Origin of the sequence: Marinoscillum sp. MHG1-6 (assembly GCF_024714475.1) — a bacterium.
Classification (GTDB): domain Bacteria; phylum Bacteroidota; class Bacteroidia; order Cytophagales; family Cyclobacteriaceae; genus JAMZMI01.
In genome coordinates this window covers 368,027-385,838 of sequence record NZ_JAMZMI010000002.1, presented here as the reverse complement: position 1 = coordinate 385,838, position 17,812 = coordinate 368,027, and the positions used below count along the sequence as shown (strand labels likewise).

Below are 17,812 nucleotides of genomic sequence, written 5' to 3'. Positions count from 1 at the left end.
GTGTTAGTTGTTGACCATTCAATTTACAAAAAATGAAGAAACGGTGGGAGATACGGAGTTGGTGATCTCGGTCCTAAAAATCAATGTGAATTCAGGTTTTCTTTAGAATCTTTTTCGAACTTCAGGAATCACTTCAATACCCCAATGATGAAAGAGCTACGAAAAGAAGACCTCCAGCAAGAAGTATTTGATCTATACGATGACTATGCCCACAACCGCATGGAGCGAAGAGAGTTTATGGAAAAGCTATCGGCTTATGCCGTTGGTGGTCTCACACTAAGTTCACTGATGAGCTTCATTATGCCGAATTATCAGGATAATGTTCAGGTGGCGGAGAATGACCCAAGACTAAAGACCGAGTTCATGACCTACAACGCTCCCAAAGGCGGAGGTGCTATCAAGGCGCAATTGTCTCGCCCGTCAAAGAGTCAGGGAAAGCTGCCAGGGATTGTGGTGGTTCATGAAAATAGGGGGCTCAATCCACATATCGCAGATGTAGGCAGGAGGGCGTCACTGGAGGGGTTCATTACTGTGTCTCCTGATGCCCTGACACCATTGGGAGGATATCCGGGTAATGACGACGACGGCCGAAGTTTGCAGCGCCAAAGAGATCGGACAGAAATGCTTGAAGACTTCATCGCAGCATTTGAGTACCTGAAGTCACATGCAGAATGCAATGGTAAGGTAGGTGTGGTAGGCTTTTGTTTTGGAGGATGGATTAGCAATATGATGGCAGTAAGGGTGCCTGAGTTGAAAGCCTCTGTGCCTTTTTATGGTGGTCAGCCTTCATTGGATTTGGTGCCTGATATCAATGCTTCGTTACTTCTTCATTATGCTGAGTTAGATCAACGGGTGAATGCTGGCTGGCCGGATTACGAGAGTGCCTTGAAGGAGAATAGTAAGGAGTACAAAGCGTATATCTATCCGGGCGTGAATCATGGATTTCACAATGACAGCACTCCGAGGTACGACAAGCAGGCAGCTCAACTCGCGTGGAACCGGACAATAGCATTTTTTAAGGAGAAATTGGCTTAGGATGTCACAGCATCTTTTGTGTCAGGAATAAACTCCACGTAGTATCGGAATCGGTCCATAATCTCTTTGACATAGCTCACAGGTTCTTCTCCACGACAATATCCGTATTGAACTACCTCGTCGTTGAAGTATTCCTTTTGGCTTTTCAGTAACAAGCATTTATCCACGTTATCAAACCATATTTGGCTGTTGTATCCCATTTTTTCTGCCAATCTTCTGGCATCCTGCACATGATTTTGTCCGGCATTGTAAGAAGCGAGGATAAACTTTACACGTTCCAGAGAATCAGGGATATGTTCTTTCCAGTAGGTGTCCAGGTAAGTCAGGTGAGCTATCCCTGCTTTGAGGTTAGTTTTGGGATCCTTGATATTGACGAACCCATAACCTTTTGCAGTTTCAGGCATGATTTGCATGAGGCCCTCGGCACCTACCCAGGATTCTTCCGATGGCTCAAAACCGGATTCCTGGTATATCAATGAGGCCAGGAATCTCCAATCCCAGTTAATGGACTTTGCAGCGTCTTTGATCAATTCGTCATACTCAGAAATGCGGCTACCCTCTTTGGAGTACAAATCACTTTTCACCCTTGTAGTAAAGGCCCTTCTGTTCTTGAAGTATTTGTTATAGATCACATAAAAATCTGTTTCCTTTCTTTGGACCTCGAGCCAGTCATTCACTTTTTTCTTTAGGTCGGGGGAGGTTTTTCGAACGGACCAGGCCAGCTGCTGCATGATGCCCACAGGGGTTTTGATGTCAATGTTTTGATAATAGGCAGCATTGATATTGGCAATATTAAAGTCGGCAATGGTGTATGGGATCTCACCACGACTAACCTTTTTGATAATCTCATCCGTTGAAAGGTCCCCATCCACATAATTGATGTCAATTTTACCACCAAGTTCATCCTGGAGGTTGAGCAGTCTTTCGGTATAGGAAGAGTTTTTTCTTACATAGATCGGCAAGTCAATCATTTGAAGGGGATTCCGGACGAGTTCATTTTCAATTTCATGGATCTTCATATCTCGCCAGTTGTCCGGCTTCTTTTGCACCAATACCTGGTGGGTAAAATTGAGCGGAAGCGTGAAGTCTACATATTGTCTTCTGTTGTTTGTTACCGTAAGATTATAGGTGATAATGTCACCTTCCCCTTCAATAAGCATCTTGAAGATATCGTTGATGTCCTTGGCAATGATCATTTCCAGCTCTACTCCCAGGTGATCTGCGAGTTTTCTGGTAAGCTCATATTCATAGCCCATCGGCTGCCCGCGGTAGAGAAAATAACTGGTAGAAGAGTAGGTAGTAATAGCCTTTAAGGTATCCCGCCTCATGACTTCATCCAGGTCAGCGACGAACTTTTTGGATTTTTTGATCAGTTGTTTGAAGTCAAGAATTTCTTCGTCGCCTGCTTGTGAAGCTTCAGCCTTGGCATCTCCATCTGATGATGGCTTGTGACAGCTCAGGACTAACAAACTAAAAATGAGTACAAGAAATAAAGGTTTGAGTATTGTTCGATAGGTCATATAAGCGGCTTATCGGTTTAAATTATCTAATAAGTCTTGTTGGTTGTAGCGTTAATCTAACAAGAAAATACGGATAGTTGTTCAGATTGATGTTTTCCGTACCCTTGGTTTGTGTTTTATATCGCTGGTTCGAGTTTGCAACTCGGACCTTTTTTCAATCTGGTTCAGGTCAAATCGGCCATAGTCGACGTTGTTCACTAACGAGCTTATATCGGCCCTTGTTGGTCTTATTCATCAACAGGCTTGGACCCAGTCACGGTTATAGCATTCTTCTATAAGGATCAAAGATGCTCTCCGAGCATGTCTTTAAAGAATTATGTACAAGGTTCTTTGAAGTCTTCCGAAGGTAAGACTTCAATGAATAAATGAAAACAAGTGTCTCCAGACACGAGCATGTAATTAGCTCTCTGGTCAGGTCTTTCGACCTGATGAACTTCTCTGGCACAATCACAGAATTGCCGCGGTACCCTCGCGCTCCTGACAGTCCCCCAACTGGCGCAAGCGTCCGCTTGTGTCCTCTTAGATGTCAAAGATCAAAGATGCTCTCCGAGCATGTCTCAAGAGGAGGAAGGTCTAGTCGAGTCTTTCCACCTGACAAAATTCTCTGTCACTCCGCCCTTGTTGGTGTTGTTCACCAACAAGTCTGAGGCTCGCTAGAGTTGAAAAGCAGCCTCCCGCGCTCCTGATAGAGGCGATACCCCGCAGCATCGGGTCGGTATCGCCCGGGGCGAGGAGTAAAGACGATAGCAGGGAATAGCGCCCACATCCGTTTGCTCCATTTTCTCCCACTCCACCTTCAGTTTTTCCTAATTCCCCCACATCTCCCCACCAAAACCCTAAAAACCCTAATTTTTTACAATTATTCGTTGAATCACCTCGATTTTAGGCGTTGCAGGCCAGTGACTTATCGATTTTTTCCAGCAAAAAGCCTCAAAAAAGCCGTTTTCTGGTGTGGATAAATAATTTTATAGAAAAGTGGGTGAAAGTGGGGGATTGTGGTTGTAAATGTCATCTCATTCCCTATATTTGCTATGGTGGTTTATATTTTTCAAAGCTCAGATGGCTTTTTTTACAAGCGAGTATGAGTGTAAGTTGGATACCAAAGGCAGGTTGGTTTTGCCTGCAAAGATCAAAGCCAATCTGCCAGAGGTCTCCACTCACGAGCTCGTAATCCGACGAGGATTCGAGCCTAACCTGATCCTGTATCCAATGTTAGAATACAAAAAGATACATGCCAGGATAGCTGCGCTCAGTGAGTTCAACGCCGAGCAGAGAAAACTAAAACGAACCTTTTTCAGGGGCATAGCCCAGGTGGAGTTAGATAATGCGGGGAGAATATTGCTACCTAAGGCCATGCTCGCTCACGCCAAACTAGACAAAGAAGCATTATTGGTGGGTATGGGCAACTACATTGAAATGTGGAATCCAGAGGTATTTAATGAATACCAGTTAGAGGATCCAATGGAATATTCCGATCTGGCTCAGAAGTATTTGGACGAGTAGATGAGTGAGTATCATGTACCGGTGATGTTGAAAGAGTGCCTCGAGGGGCTGGACATCAGGCCGGACGGCAGCTATGTAGATGTCACATTTGGAGGAGGCGGCCACTCGCGAGAAATACTAAAAAACCTGGATTCGGGACATCTGTTTGCTTTTGATCAGGATGATGATGCAAAGGCCAACGCTCAATCGCTTAAAGAAGCGGTAGGGCAGTCACGTTCTTTCACATTTATTGAATCCAATTTTAGGTATATCAGCAAATACCTGCGCTTTCATAAAGCAGGGCAGGTAGATGGTATTCTTGCAGACCTGGGTGTTTCTTCCCATCAGTTAGATGAGGGCTCACGCGGATTTTCTACCCGTTTCGACGGGGATTTGGACATGCGCATGGACAGGAGCTCCTCCGTTACGGCAGCAAACATACTCAATGAATACGATGAGTCTGATCTCATTCATATTTTGAGTGCCTACGGGGAAATCAAAAACGCCAGAACCCTGGCATCGGGGATCATCAAATCCCGCCACCAACCATTCACAAGAATTCAGCAGCTCAAGGATATCGCGCTGAAAGTAGCGCCTAGAGGAAAGGAAATGAAGTACCTGGCACAGCTCTTTCAGGCTATCAGGATCGAAGTAAATGACGAGATGGGTGCACTGAAGGAATTTCTGGAGCAAACTGCAGAGGTGCTAAAGCCGGGAGGCAGGCTGGTGATCATGAGTTACCATTCGCTGGAAGATCGTCCGGTGAAAAACTTCATGAACACAGGCAATTTCAAGGGGATCATGGAAAAGGACTTTTTCGGACATGAGATCAGACCTTTCAAGCCCCTGAATAAAAAGCCGATTACACCAGCACAGGATGAAATAGATGCGAACAGCAGAGCACGCAGTGCAAAGCTGAGAGTGGCAGTAAAGATTTAATAGATAGTTAATTAAATAAAAGCAAGTCGCTAGCGGCCGGAAGCCAACAGCAAAGGGCTAAAGGCTGACGCCAATGGCCAACAGCTAAAAGCAAATAAAAAAATGGCAACCAATACTTATAAAATACCGTCATCCACACAGCACAAGGAGGGATTCTTCTCGTGGGTAGATAGGATGTTGAGTATGGATAGCTCCGTGGCTCAGGTCATCCACGTGCGTTTTTTGCCTCAGATCTTTTTTATCTCCACGCTTTGTATCATTTATATCGGCAACCGTCATTATGCCGAGAAGAAGATCAGAAATATCAGTCAGCTCGAGACCCAGGTTGCGGACCTCAGAGCAGACTATACGACATTAAAAGCCGCTTACAAGTTTTCAAGTAAGCAGTCCGAGGTTGCGAAGCAAGCAGCCTCTTTAGGATTACTAGAAAGTGATGTTCCACCCTATAAAGTGATTCACCGCGAGGAATGAGCATCAAGAAGTCCATATTGATCCGTGTGCGTGTTGCTTTTCTATTGGTATTCTTGTTTTCTGCGGGAATACTTTTTCGCATTTTCACCGTCCAGTATGCCGAAGGATCCAAGTGGAAGGAAATAGCCGAGTCGCTGGGGCTTCAGGTGATGAAGGTTAGTGCGACACGAGGAAACATCTATGCCGATGATGGAAGTCTACTGGCCACCTCGCTGCCATTCTACCAGGTCGCCTTTGACCCGTTGATTGCCAGTGACGAACTCTTCTACGGTCAGGTTGACTCACTCAGTTACCTGCTTTCGGAATTTTACGGAGACCATACCGCGAGCAGTTACAAGACCAGGATCGTTCAGGCCAGGAAAGGCAAGCGGCGATACCTCATCCTCAACAGAAAAGAAATTGATTACCAGGAAAAGAAGCTGATGGAACAGTGGCCGATTTTCCGAACCGGAAGATTGACAGGCGGGGTAATATTTGAAAAGGTGGAAAAAAGGTTTCGACCTTTTTCGCATTTAGGCTATCGTACAATCGGCTCTACGGATGGAGACCACCGTGGGACAGTGGGTTTGGAGTACAGCTTCAACCGACAGCTAGCCGGAAGAGATGGGGAGGCTTTGTACCAAAAAATGGCCGGAGGAGGCTGGAAGCCAGTTTTTGATGGCACTGAAATTCAACCGGTGAATGGTTACGATGTGCAGACTACCATCAATGTCAACCTTCAGGATGTGACTGAAACAGCCTTGTTGAAGCATCTGGAAAGGCATCAGGCGGACTATGGTGTGGCGATTTTGATGGAAGTGAAAACCGGTGAGATCAAAGCCATTTCGAATCTGAGCCGAAACAGTCTGGGACAATACTATGAGCGATACAACTATGCTGTGGGTAGCCAGGGGGCCAGAGAGCCGGGATCAACTTTCAAGCTGGCGAGCATGATGGCATTGATGGAGGATACCAAAATCAAGCTCACAGACACGGTCGATACAGGTGATGGCACCATGCAGTTTTTTACCGAAACCATGAAAGACCACAAGCCGGGAGGCTATGGAGTGCTGACCGTGCAGGAGGTATTTGAAAAGTCGTCAAACATCGGGGTAGCGAAGCTGGTAACAGAACATTTCGGCTCTAATCCGAGCAAGTTCACCGATTATCTGAAACAGATGGGAATTGACAAACCTCTTAGTTTTCAGCTGGTAGGTGAGGGAGTGCCTTACATTAAAGACCCGGAAGATTCGACCTGGAGTGGGATCAGCTTGCCATGGATCTCTCACGGCTATGAGTTGAAAATGACGCCATTGCAGACCTTGACATTGTACAATGCCATCGCCAATGAGGGCAAAATGATCCAGCCGATCATTGTGAAGTCTGTGCTCAAGGATCATCGAAAAATGGAGACTTACAAAGCCAAAGTGCTGAACAAGAAGATATGCTCGGACGAGACTTTGGACAAGCTGAAGATCATGTTGGAAGGTGTGGTTGAAAGAGGTACAGCGGTCAACATTAAAGACGACCGATACAAAATTGCGGGTAAAACGGGGACGGCCAAGAAGGTCAAAAACGGACGTTATACGAATCGTTACTACACTTCTTTCGCAGGGTATTTCCCTGCTGAAGATCCAAGATACAGCTGCATCGTTGTGATCGATGAGCCGAAAGGCTATCACATATATGGTAGCGATGTGTCGGCGCCGGTTTTCAAAGAGATCGCGGATAAAATTTATGCCTTAGAAATTGAAATGCATCAGGAGTTGCCTGATCAGCACCTACAATTTGCAGGAGTGTTTCCTGTGATTCGTGCAGGAAAAAGAGATGAGCTGCAGATGATCAGTAATGAGCTGGGTATTTCCAATCATACAGATGATCAGGATGTGTGGGTGAAGACGGATGTGATCAATCATGCGGTTTACTGGAAAGGAAATGACCCCGCTACCGGTCTGGTGCCGGATGTACGTGGGATGACCCTACGTGATGCGCTTTATGTTCTGGAAAACGCAGGACTCAAAGTGTACATCTCGGGTAGAGGACGTGTGGATAAGCAGTCCATACTTCCTGGAGTGAGATTTTCAAATGGTGCCACCATCAAACTGGAACTGAGCTGATGAAACTGATGAAAGACATATTATATGGTGTTTCATTGCTGGAGGTTCACGGCGATCGTGAGATTGAAGTAAGCAGCCTGACCTTTGATTCGCGCAAAGTGGAAAAGGGGTCGATGTTCTTTGCGATCAAGGGACTGTCATCTGATGGGCACACATTTATTCCAAAAGCCATAGAGAATGGTGCTACTGTCATCGTGTGTGAAACACTACCAGCCAGCCTGGATGATAAGCTAGCATATATACAGGTGGAGAATAGCGCAGCAGCTATGGGAATAGCTGCTGCCAATTTCTACGAAAAGCCATCAAAAAAATTGAAACTGGTAGGGATCACCGGAACCAACGGTAAAACGACTACGGTTACCCTGCTTCACCAGCTATTTGTCAGCCTTGGATATAAGGTCGGGTTGTTGAGTACTGTTGAAAATAAAATAAATAATAGGGTCCTACCGGCATCCTTCACAACACCTGACAGCATACAGATCAATTCGCTCATGGCGGAGATGGTCGCTGAGGGCTGTACACACTGTTTTATGGAAGTCAGCTCACACGCCCTGGTTCAGGAGCGTGTGACCGGTCTCCATTTCAATGGCGCGGTATTCACCAATATCACCCATGATCATCTGGATTATCACGAAACCTTCGATGAATATATCAAGGCGAAAAAGAAGCTGTTCGATGGTCTGGGAAGTGAGTCTTTCGCCATTGTGAACGTGGACGACAAACGTGGACGTGTAATGGTGCAAAACACCAAGGCACATGTGGAGACTTACTCCATCAAGTCCATGGCGGATTATAAAGCCAGGATCATCCATAATACGATCCAAGGCTTGGAACTGGACCTCAACGGATTCAATGCGTGGTTCAGACTGATCGGGGATTTCAATGCTTACAACCTGCTGGCTGTGTATGCAGTGGCTGTGTCACTGGAAGAACCCAAAGAAGAAGTATTGACAGCGATGTCGCAGCTGGCCGGAGCCAGAGGGCGCTTTGAATTGGTGCCTAACCCTAATGGCATTCTGGCTATTGTCGATTATGCCCATACACCGGATGCGCTGGAGAATGTGTTGAAGACGATTGACAAACTGCGAACTCGCCAGGAGACATTAATAACGGTAGTGGGCTGTGGTGGTAACCGGGATAAGACTAAACGACCGCAGATGGCGAAAATCGCAGCAGGTTTTAGCAATAAAGTGATTTTGACTTCCGACAATCCCAGGGATGAGGATCCGTCGGACATACTGAATGACATGATGGCGGGTATCCCAAAGGTGGACCAGAAGAAGACGATGGTCATACAGGATAGAAAAGAAGCGATCCGGACGGCTTGCAATATGGCCGGCGCCGATGACATCATACTGGTAGCGGGCAAAGGCCATGAGACCTACCAGGAGATCAAAGGAGTGAGACATCACTTCGATGACAAGGAAGTACTAAATGAAATGTTGAACTGAAGTAATAAAAATAAAAGCTGAAGCCAATGGTTAATTGCCAACGGCCAAAAACCAATAAAAATGCTCTATCACCTCTTTCAATATCTGGATGCACAATATGACCTGGCAGGCGCCGGAGTGTTTCAATACATCTCCTTCAGAGCCGGAATGACGACGATCATTTCGCTGCTGATCACTATTGTATTCGGTAGAAGGCTGATTGATATGCTGAGAAGGTTTCAGGTAGGAGAGTCTATCAGAGATTTGGGTCTCGAAGGTCAGATGGAGAAGCAGGGAACCCCAACGATGGGAGGTATCATTATCATTGCAGCCATTGTGATTCCGACTTTGCTTTTCGCAAACCTCACCAATGTTTACGTGCAATTGCTATTGACAACGGCAATGTGGATGGGGTTGATCGGTTTTATCGATGACTATTTAAAGGTTAAAAAGAAAAATAAAGAAGGCCTTAGCGGAAAATTCAAGATTGTTGGGCAGGTGGCGATCGGTCTATTGGTTGGATTGGTCATGGTGATGCACCCCGATGTGATCATTCCTTCATTGCCTTCGTCAGGTTTTGAAGATGCGGGATCTATTATTACCACGCTTCCATTTATTAAAAACAATGATTTTCGGTATGACTGGTTGCTTCCTTATTTTTTGGAAGACTATACATGGTTGCTATATGTATTGATTGTGATCTTCATTATCACTGCAGTAAGCAACGGGGCCAATATTACTGACGGAATAGATGGGCTGGCTGCGGGTTCTTCGGCTATCATAGGTCTTACGTTGGCGATTTTAGCGTATCTGAGTGGTAACGCCATTTTCGCTGATTATCTGAATATTGCCTTTATCCCGAATGCCGGTGAACTGGTGATCTTCAGTACAGCATTTGTGGGAGCATGCATTGGCTTTTTGTGGTATAATTCCTTCCCGGCGCAGGTCTTTATGGGAGATACAGGAAGTCTCTCGATAGGCGGTATCATCGCAGTGTTGGCATTGGTGATCCGCAAGGAGCTATTGATTCCTGTTTTGTGTGGGATCTTCCTGATGGAAAATCTGAGTGTGATCATGCAGGTTTCCTATTTCAAGTACACGAAGAAGAAATATGGTGAGGGCAAACGCATCTTTTTGATGTCGCCGCTACATCACCATTATCAAAAGAAGGGATACCATGAGGCCAAAATCGTCACGCGTTTTTGGACGACAGGTATTTTACTAGCTATCGCCACATTAGCAACATTAAAACTTAGATGAAGAAATTATGACCCTGGATCAACTCTATCAACGCAACGAAAAATTTCAGAGAGAAGCAGCAAAACTGGCAGAATTGCTGCCGGGTGGCAACATGCTTGAATATGCGTCCATGTTGATTCGTGGGGCCAAAAAAATCGATGTCTTGTTGCAGAAGCTGATTGCGGCTTCAGGGGAGAGGAGCTTTTATGGCGCACTGGATCGTATTGAGGAAGAAATGGACGAGATCCTTTTTATGCTGGATAAACTGGACGAAGCGAGCAGGGCAAAGAATGTAGAATATATCAATAGCTTTTTGAAGAGAGGCTATGATCTTATGTCCATCTATTCCATCTGCTGTGATCAGTTGATTGAAAGAAGGATCAAAACAAATGAATTTGAAGCTGACTGATAAATGAGTAAGGCAGTAGCCATATTGGGAGCAGGCGAAAGCGGAATCGGGGCAGCCATTCTGGGTAAAAAGCTCGGTATGGAGGTGTTTCTTTCTGATGCCGGTATAATCAGCGCGGAGCGCAAGGTGATACTGGAGCAGGAGGGTATTGCCTTTGAGGAAGGCGGACATGACCGTGAACGCATATTATCTGCTGACTTGGTGGTGAAAAGTCCTGGAATTCCTGATACGGTGCCATTCGTGGTGGAGATCTCGAATAATAATATTCCGGTCATTTCGGAGATAGAGTTTGCCTTCCGACATATTGAGTCTGATGCCAGGGTGATCGCCATAACGGGTACGAATGGAAAAACCACGACTACGCTGCTGACTTATCATTTGCTCAAAACTGCGGGATTGAAAGTGGCGCTAGGAGGTAATGTGGGCGTTAGTTTGGCCAAACTGGTAGCTGAAGGGGGATATGATTACTATGTAGTCGAAGTAAGCAGCTTCCAGCTGGATGGTATTGTTCAATTCAAGCCGGATGTGGCCGTCTTGTTGAACATTACGCCGGATCATCTGGATCGTTATAACAATGATTTTCAAGCATATGTAGCGTCCAAGTTCAGGATCGTAGAAAATCTCACTCAGGACGAATGCTTTGTTTACTGTGCGGATAGTGTTCCGGTGACCAAAGAAATCGCCAAGCGAAATATCGATGCGTCATTGTTTGCGGTATCAACTACCAAAGGACCGAAGTGGCAGGCCTTCGTTGACAACGACCACCTGATTTTTGACTATAAATTCAAGAAGGAAGGTGTAAAACATAAGATTCCTGTATCTGAAGTTTCACTTATCGGAAAGCATAATATGATCAACGCCATGTGCGCGGTGCTTAGTGCATTGACCATGGGCGTAACAATCAATGCTGTATTGAAGGGATTGAAGTCCTTCGTAAATGCTCCACACCGATTGGAGTTGGCCGGAAAAATAGGAGGGGTGAAATACATCAACGATTCAAAGGCAACCAATGTAGACTCGGTCTTCTATGCTTTGGAAGGGATTAATGAAGATATCGTGTGGATTGCCGGTGGGACAGATAAAGGTAATGACTATGAACCATTATTGGATCTGGTAACAACGAAAGTCAAAGCACTTGTTTGCATGGGGGTGGATAATGCACCTCTCATAAATGCTTTCAGTGGGGTACTAAAAGATATTGTGGAAGTGCAATCCGCTGAAGCTGCCGTTATGGCGGCCCATCAGTTTGCTTCCAAGGGTGACGTGGTGTTGCTGTCTCCTGCTTGTGCCAGCTTCGACCTTTTTAAGAACTATGAGGATCGTGGAGATCAGTTCAAAGCGGCAGTAAAATCTTTTTCTCAATCTAAAACAATGCAGGTATGAACGTGATCAAAGATTGGGCATATAGAAATTTGAAAGGTGATCCGGTGATCTGGTTCATCGTGCTCCTGCTTTCGATGTTGAGTATCCTGGTTGTCTATAGTGCTACCGGAAGTTTGGCATACAGACACATGGGTGGTGACACGGAGTATTACCTTATTAAGCACTCAGGGCTGGTATTCTTGAGCTTGTTTGCCATGTGGATTGCTCACAAGGTGGACTATAGGTATTATGCCAAACTGTCGAGATTGGCACTTTATATATCTGTTCCGCTATTGTTGATTACCTGGAAGTTTGGAACCAACATTAATGAGGCATCAAGATGGATTACCATCCCGATCATCAATCAGGCCTTTCAGCCTTCCGATTTAGCTAAGCTGGCTTTGTTGGTGACATTGGCTGCTATGCTTTCCAAAAAGCAAAAAAGCATTGATGATTTTCAACAGGCAATCATCCCAATGTTGCTTTGGGTGGGCTTGATATGTGGTCTCATCGCGATGACTAACATCTCGACAGCCGTGTTGTTATTTGCCACCTGCATGCTGATGTTGTTCATCGGCCGGGTACCAGTGAAGTTCCTGGTTATGTTGACATTCATCGGTATTGTATCCGGGGGAGCGGCGCTCACACTGGGACAGCGAGCAGGAACTGCGATTAGTCGTGTAGAATCATTTTTTAATGATGATGAAATACCTTTCCAGGCTAAGCAGGCCTATATAGCTATAGCCACAGGAGGTTTGACTGGTAAAGGACCAGGCCAAAGTGATCAAAGAAATTATCTACCACACCCATATTCGGATTTTGTGTTTGCGATAATCCTGGAAGAGTATGGGATGATTGGTGGGCTCTTCGTGCTAATGCTTTACCTCGGGTTGTTGTACCGGGGAATGAAAGCGGCAGCGGAAAGTGACAGGGCTTATGGAGGACTGCTCTCGGCAGGATTGGCCTTTGCGTTGGTCATGCAGGCAATGGTGAACATGGGAGTAGCAGTTGGGCTTGGGCCAATTACAGGGCTTCCACTTCCCCTGATCAGTATGGGGGGTACCTCACAATTGTTTACCGGTCTGGCTATTGGTATCATTTTGAGTGTGAGTCGTGGAGAAATTGATGATCTCGGATCACCAATTTCTAATGGGTATAAAAACAATATGAGAGAAGCAGCATAAATGAGTGAGCAAAAGACATACAGGATAATGATCAGTGGTGGAGGTACCGGAGGGCACATCTATCCGGCCGTGTCTATTGCGCAGTCGCTAAAAGAGCTTTTGCCTAATGTGGAAATCCTGTTTGTAGGAGCGAAAGGCAAAATGGAAATGAAGAAGGTGCCTGATGCGGGTTTCGAGATTGTTGGCCTTTGGATCAGTGGACTTCAGAGAAAGTTGACGGTTCAGAACCTGATGTTTCCTTTCAAAGTCATTTCCAGCGTGATGAAGTCATTTGGACTCATCCGAAGCTTCAAGCCGGATGCGGTGATCGGGGTAGGTGGCTATGCCAGTGGACCATTGCTTTATGCTGCAACTAAGAAGAAAATACCAACGCTCATTCAGGAGCAAAATTCATATGCCGGTCTGACTAATAAGTTACTAGCCAAAAAGGTGGATAAGATTTGTGTGGCTCATGGAGGGATGGAGAAATACTTCCCGAAAGAGAAACTCGTGGTGACCGGAAATCCGGTAAGGAAAACCATCCTGTTGGATGAAGAGGAGTTAAATGATGCTTATGACTTCTTCAACTTCTCAAAGGATAAGAAAACGATCCTGATTGTGGGCGGAAGCCTTGGAGCTCGTACCCTGAACGAATGCCTGGTGGCGAATTATGAAGCGTTGGAAAAATCTGATTTCCAGGTGATCTGGCAAACCGGAGGATTCTATTATGATGAAATGTTGGAACGTGTTGGAGAGGAAGCTGAAAACATTCGCATGTTCGATTTTCTGCAGGAAATGAATTATGCTTATGCCGTGGCTGATGTGGTGATTTCCAGGGCGGGAGCCTTGTCCATCGCAGAGTTGATGCTGACCGGGAAACCAAGTGTTTTAGTGCCATCTCCGAATGTAGCCGAAGATCATCAGACGATCAATGCAAAAGCCTTAATAGAGCGTGATGCAGCAGTGATGGTAAAGGATAAAGAAGTGGTGAGTAAGCTGATGAAGGAAGTTTATGCGCTTTTAAAGGATGAGGCGAGAAGGGAACAACTCAGCACAAATATTAAAAAAATGGCGCGGGTAGATGCGTCAAAAGATATAGCGAACGAAGTAATCAAAATGATTGCCTAAATGGAGTTAGAAAAATTCGATAGTGTCTATTTCGTAGGGATCGGAGGGATCGGAATGAGCGCTATTGCCCGTTGGTTCAAGCAGCGAGGCAAAAGCGTCGGGGGATACGATCGTGTCAAAACGCCATTGACTTCAGAGCTGGAGCAAGAGGGGATTTGGGTCCATTATGAGGATAAGCTTAAAGACGTTCCTGCGGAATACAGGGACAAGGACAATGTGCTGATTGTCTATACTCCGGCCATACCGTCATCTCATGAAGAATTGAAGTTCTTCCAGAAGAAGAAATTCAATGTGCTGAAGCGTTCGGAGGTATTGGGATTGATTTCGAAAGATCATTACTGCGTGGCGGTAGGAGGTACGCATGGAAAGACAACCACCTCTTCCATGGTGGCGCATATCCTCAAACATTCGGAAAAAGGTTGTAGTGCTTTCATTGGAGGTATCATGACCAATTATAATTCTAACCTGATTATTGGTGAAAAAGATGCACCAGTCGTTGTTGAGGCAGATGAATTTGATCGTTCGTTTCACCGATTGTCGCCAAATCACGCGATTGTCACCTCTGTCGATCCTGATCACCTGGATATCTACGGAGATGAGGAACAAATGAAAGAGGCTTTCGGTAAGTTTCTACAGCTCGTTCCGGAGGAGGGTCACACCCTCATCCATTACAAGGCAGCTGAGAAGGTGAACATGTATCTCGAAAATCTTTACTACACCTATGGTATCGATCAGGGAGACTATCAGGCCAAGGCGTTGAGGGGAATCAGTGGGGTGTTCTATTTTAACTATCACGGTAAGCGCACCATAAAGGATCTGTCGCTTTATGTACCGGGATTCCATAATGTTGAAAACGCAGTAGCGGCGATCACGGCAGCAATTGAGTTGGGAGTGCCTTCAGAAACGATTAAGGACGCCATTGCATCATACAAAGGTGTAAAGAGAAGATTTGAGTACATCTTGAGACAGGATAACCTGATTTATATCGATGATTATGCACATCATCCGACTGAGATCAAAGCCTTCCTGAGATCTGTGAAGAGCATGTATCCAATGAAGAAGATCACTGCGATTTTCCAGCCTCATTTGTATAGTCGTACACAGGATTTTTATCAGGGCTTTGCGGAAAGCCTGGACCAGGCGGATCAGGTTTTCATGTTGGATATCTATCCGGCCAGAGAGCAGCCTGTTCCTGGCGTCACGTCGCAAATGATCCTGGATCAGATGTATACCGGTGACCGAAAGCTGGTCGCCAAAGAAGACATAATAGAGGAATTGAGTAATACCAATCTGGATGTTTTGGTTACGATTGGTGCCGGGGACATAGATCAGTTGGTGCCGGTCATTGGAAATCACTTTAAAGAAGCAGCAAGTTGAAAAAGGGATTGAAATACATATTGATCTATTCGATTACTGCAGGTTTGGTGTTGGTGATGATAGGTTTTTCCAGTGTAAAACGATCGGTACGCAAGATCAGCGAAGTGCTGGTGGAGATCGAGTCGAAGGACGGAAACTATTTCACTGATAAAGCAGAGATACTCAGTATGATGAATGCACAGGATTCAGATTATGTGTTGGGTAGCACTATTGGGAGGCTGGATTTGAAGCAGCTGGAGCTCAGGATTGAATCACACCCATTCGTTAAAAATGCCGATGTGTATAAAGACATCAAAGGCAACCTGATGGTGAAAGTGGAGCAGGCCAAACCGATTGGGAGGATACTTGGCTTTGAAGGATCGGGAAGGTATATCGATGAAGAAGGATATCTGCTTCCTGTAACTGCCAGACAAACGGCTCGTGTGCCGATCATTGAGCTGGAAAGGACATTAGACTGGGAAGAAAACATAACAGAAACTCCATATGGAGAGGATTTGCTGGAGCTATTGACCTTTATTCAGAGAGATAAATTTTGGAATGCTCAGATCGCTGAACTGGTGATTGAGAAGGATGGTGAGATCGTAATGCTTCCGCAGGTGACCAAACAGGAGATTGCTTTTGGAATGCCGGATAATTACGAGAAGAAGTTCAGAAAGCTTAAGCTTTTTTATAAGGAGATTTTACCGAACAAGGGTTGGAATACTTACAGTAGCGTCAACCTCAAGTTCAAAGACCAAATAGTATGTAATTAAAGAAAAACCATAGCCCTACATCAATAGCCCGCAATCGCGGTGACAGGCAGAAATTCTATTGATAAGAGCTGTGATCTAAACAAATAGGAATATGGAAGACGACAAAATCATCGTAGGACTCGATATCGGCACCACCAAGATCTGTGCGATCGTTGGTAGGAAAAACGAGTTTGGCAAGCTGGAAGTCTTGGGTATGGGTAAGGCAGTATCCGACGGAGTGATTCGCGGCATTGTCACCAATATTGATAAGACGGTAGTAGCCATTGAAAAAGCTATCAAAGAAGCTAGCGACCAGTCTGGCATTGATATCAATGTGGTAAATGTTGGTATCGCGGGTCAGCACATTAAAAGTGCAGTCCACCATGGCTCCATCACCCGTGACACGGATGATGAGATCACCGTAGAGGACATCAACCGACTCACGAGCGATATGTACCGTATTGTGATCCCACCGGGTAGCGAAATCATTCATGTAATGCCACAGGATTATATCGTGGATTACGAGGATGGTATCAAGGATCCTGTAGGGATGTCAGGTGTGAAGCTGGAAGCGGATTTCCATATCATCACTGCCCAAACCAACGCGATCAATAACATCAACAAATGCGTTCGAAGAGCAGGTCTTGAGATTGAGAACCTGATTCTTGAGCCATTGGCATCCAGTCTTTCTGTTCTTAGCGATGAGGAAAAGGAAGCGGGTGTGTGTCTGGTAGATATCGGTGGTGGTACCACGGATATTGCGATCTTCTATGACAACATCATTCGCCATACGGCGGTAATCCCATTCGGGGGAAATATCATCACTTCGGATATCAAGCAGGGTTGCATGGTAATGGAGCATCAAGCCGAATTGCTCAAAACCAAATTTGGTAGAGCCATAGCCGAGGAGGCAAGCCCTAATGAGATCGTTTCGATCCCTGGATTGAGAAACAGACCGCCAAAAGAGATTTCTCTAAAGAACCTGGCTCACGTGATTGAAGCCAGAATGGAAGAGATCATTGAGATGGTCCATACGGAGATCATCACGTCAGGATTTAACAAAAAGCTGGCTGCCGGTATTGTGGTAACAGGAGGTGGGTCACAGCTCACTAACTTGCAGCAGTTGTTCGAATATATGACCGGACTCGATACTCGCGTCGGTTATCCTAACGAGCACCTTGGTAAGAGCAAGGTGGAGTCAGTGAAAAGCCCAATGTATGCCACTACTGTTGGTCTGGTGCTTTCCGGCTTCCGTGCTATTGATATTCGCGAGGACAGCTACAAGGAGAAAATGGGGAAAGGAAATTTGAAAGTAAAACATAAAAAAGGGACCAAGTTTTTCCAGAGCATCATAGACAAGACCAAAGATCTGTTGATTGATGATCTGGATGATAAAGACGACTATTAATGAGAGCGTACTAGAGAATTAA

At 45.5% G+C, this 17,812-nt stretch carries 15 protein-coding genes; 14 read left to right on the top strand and 1 reads right to left on the bottom strand.

The annotated features are described in order from the left end of the window. Positions 1-147: 147 nt before the first annotated feature. Entirely contained in the window at positions 148-1,035 is an 888-nt protein-coding gene (locus NXR94_RS05340) for a dienelactone hydrolase family protein (RefSeq protein ID WP_258103979.1), read from the top strand. On the opposite strand, the gene NXR94_RS05335 is transcribed toward NXR94_RS05340, so the two are convergent. After that, on the bottom strand, positions 1,032-2,555 hold the full coding sequence (locus NXR94_RS05335) for a transglycosylase SLT domain-containing protein (protein WP_258103551.1): 1,524 nt from the start codon (positions 2,553-2,555) through the stop codon (positions 1,032-1,034). The two genes, NXR94_RS05340 and NXR94_RS05335, sit on opposite strands and share 4 nt — an antisense overlap. Before the next feature lie 1,059 nt (positions 2,556-3,614). On the opposite strand from NXR94_RS05335, the gene mraZ reads away from it, so the two are divergent. From mraZ to ftsA, 13 genes are all read left to right on the top strand, one after another. Then, positions 3,615-4,058 (top strand): division/cell wall cluster transcriptional repressor MraZ, encoded by a 444-nt coding sequence (mraZ, locus tag NXR94_RS05330; protein WP_258103550.1) that lies wholly within the window; start codon positions 3,615-3,617, stop codon positions 4,056-4,058. Further along, positions 4,059-4,976 (top strand): 16S rRNA (cytosine(1402)-N(4))-methyltransferase RsmH, encoded by a 918-nt coding sequence (gene rsmH / locus NXR94_RS05325; protein WP_258103549.1) that lies wholly within the window; start codon positions 4,059-4,061, stop codon positions 4,974-4,976. It begins immediately after the preceding gene. 102 nt (positions 4,977-5,078) lie between these two features. Continuing rightward, positions 5,079-5,447 (top strand): FtsL-like putative cell division protein, encoded by a 369-nt coding sequence (locus tag NXR94_RS05320; RefSeq protein ID WP_258103548.1) that lies wholly within the window; start codon positions 5,079-5,081, stop codon positions 5,445-5,447. Beyond that, complete coding sequence (locus NXR94_RS05315; protein ID WP_258103547.1) at positions 5,444-7,543, top strand: penicillin-binding protein; 2,100 nt, start codon at positions 5,444-5,446, stop codon at positions 7,541-7,543. The genes NXR94_RS05320 and NXR94_RS05315 overlap by 4 nt, the downstream gene beginning before the upstream one ends. Next, positions 7,543-8,994, top strand: a complete 1,452-nt coding sequence (locus NXR94_RS05310) for a UDP-N-acetylmuramoyl-L-alanyl-D-glutamate--2,6-diaminopimelate ligase (RefSeq protein ID WP_258103546.1) — start codon at positions 7,543-7,545, stop codon at positions 8,992-8,994. Before NXR94_RS05315 ends, NXR94_RS05310 begins: the two co-directional genes overlap by 1 nt. Before the next feature lie 60 nt (positions 8,995-9,054). Then, entirely contained in the window at positions 9,055-10,233 is a 1,179-nt protein-coding gene (gene mraY / locus NXR94_RS05305; RefSeq protein WP_258103545.1) for a phospho-N-acetylmuramoyl-pentapeptide-transferase, read from the top strand. 7 nt (positions 10,234-10,240) lie between these two features. Further along, positions 10,241-10,621 (top strand): hypothetical protein, encoded by a 381-nt coding sequence (locus tag NXR94_RS05300; protein WP_258103544.1) that lies wholly within the window; start codon positions 10,241-10,243, stop codon positions 10,619-10,621. Between the two features lie 3 nt (positions 10,622-10,624). Continuing rightward, positions 10,625-12,004: a UDP-N-acetylmuramoyl-L-alanine--D-glutamate ligase gene (gene murD, locus NXR94_RS05295; protein ID WP_258103543.1), complete on the top strand. Its 1,380-nt coding sequence runs from the start codon at positions 10,625-10,627 to the stop codon at positions 12,002-12,004. Then, complete coding sequence (locus NXR94_RS05290) at positions 12,001-13,167, top strand: FtsW/RodA/SpoVE family cell cycle protein (protein WP_258103542.1); 1,167 nt, start codon at positions 12,001-12,003, stop codon at positions 13,165-13,167. The genes murD and NXR94_RS05290 overlap by 4 nt, the downstream gene beginning before the upstream one ends. Beyond that, positions 13,168-14,274 (top strand): undecaprenyldiphospho-muramoylpentapeptide beta-N-acetylglucosaminyltransferase, encoded by a 1,107-nt coding sequence (gene murG, locus NXR94_RS05285; protein ID WP_258103541.1) that lies wholly within the window; start codon positions 13,168-13,170, stop codon positions 14,272-14,274. It abuts the gene before it with no gap. Further along, positions 14,275-15,651: a UDP-N-acetylmuramate--L-alanine ligase gene (gene murC, locus NXR94_RS05280; protein ID WP_258103540.1), complete on the top strand. Its 1,377-nt coding sequence runs from the start codon at positions 14,275-14,277 to the stop codon at positions 15,649-15,651. It begins immediately after the preceding gene. After that, on the top strand, positions 15,648-16,403 hold the full coding sequence (locus NXR94_RS05275) for a cell division protein FtsQ/DivIB (RefSeq protein WP_258103539.1): 756 nt from the start codon (positions 15,648-15,650) through the stop codon (positions 16,401-16,403). Before murC ends, NXR94_RS05275 begins: the two co-directional genes overlap by 4 nt. A gap of 91 nt (positions 16,404-16,494) precedes the next feature. Further along, on the top strand, positions 16,495-17,790 hold the full coding sequence (gene ftsA, locus NXR94_RS05270; RefSeq protein ID WP_258103538.1) for a cell division protein FtsA: 1,296 nt from the start codon (positions 16,495-16,497) through the stop codon (positions 17,788-17,790). The last annotated feature ends 22 nt before the right edge of the window (positions 17,791-17,812 follow it).

Coding starts and splice junctions, on each gene's coding strand:
- NXR94_RS05340 (WP_258103979.1), top strand. CDS start 148: ATGAAAGAGCTACGAAAAGAAGACCTCCAGCAAGAAGTATTTGATCTA.
- NXR94_RS05335 (WP_258103551.1), bottom strand. CDS start 2,555: ATGACCTATCGAACAATACTCAAACCTTTATTTCTTGTACTCATTTTT.
- mraZ (WP_258103550.1), top strand. CDS start 3,615: ATGGCTTTTTTTACAAGCGAGTATGAGTGTAAGTTGGATACCAAAGGC.
- rsmH (WP_258103549.1), top strand. CDS start 4,059: ATGAGTGAGTATCATGTACCGGTGATGTTGAAAGAGTGCCTCGAGGGG.
- NXR94_RS05320 (WP_258103548.1), top strand. CDS start 5,079: ATGGCAACCAATACTTATAAAATACCGTCATCCACACAGCACAAGGAG.
- NXR94_RS05315 (WP_258103547.1), top strand. CDS start 5,444: ATGAGCATCAAGAAGTCCATATTGATCCGTGTGCGTGTTGCTTTTCTA.
- NXR94_RS05310 (WP_258103546.1), top strand. CDS start 7,543: ATGAAACTGATGAAAGACATATTATATGGTGTTTCATTGCTGGAGGTT.
- mraY (WP_258103545.1), top strand. CDS start 9,055: ATGCTCTATCACCTCTTTCAATATCTGGATGCACAATATGACCTGGCA.
- NXR94_RS05300 (WP_258103544.1), top strand. CDS start 10,241: ATGACCCTGGATCAACTCTATCAACGCAACGAAAAATTTCAGAGAGAA.
- murD (WP_258103543.1), top strand. CDS start 10,625: ATGAGTAAGGCAGTAGCCATATTGGGAGCAGGCGAAAGCGGAATCGGG.
- NXR94_RS05290 (WP_258103542.1), top strand. CDS start 12,001: ATGAACGTGATCAAAGATTGGGCATATAGAAATTTGAAAGGTGATCCG.
- murG (WP_258103541.1), top strand. CDS start 13,168: ATGAGTGAGCAAAAGACATACAGGATAATGATCAGTGGTGGAGGTACC.
- murC (WP_258103540.1), top strand. CDS start 14,275: ATGGAGTTAGAAAAATTCGATAGTGTCTATTTCGTAGGGATCGGAGGG.
- ftsA (WP_258103538.1), top strand. CDS start 16,495: ATGGAAGACGACAAAATCATCGTAGGACTCGATATCGGCACCACCAAG.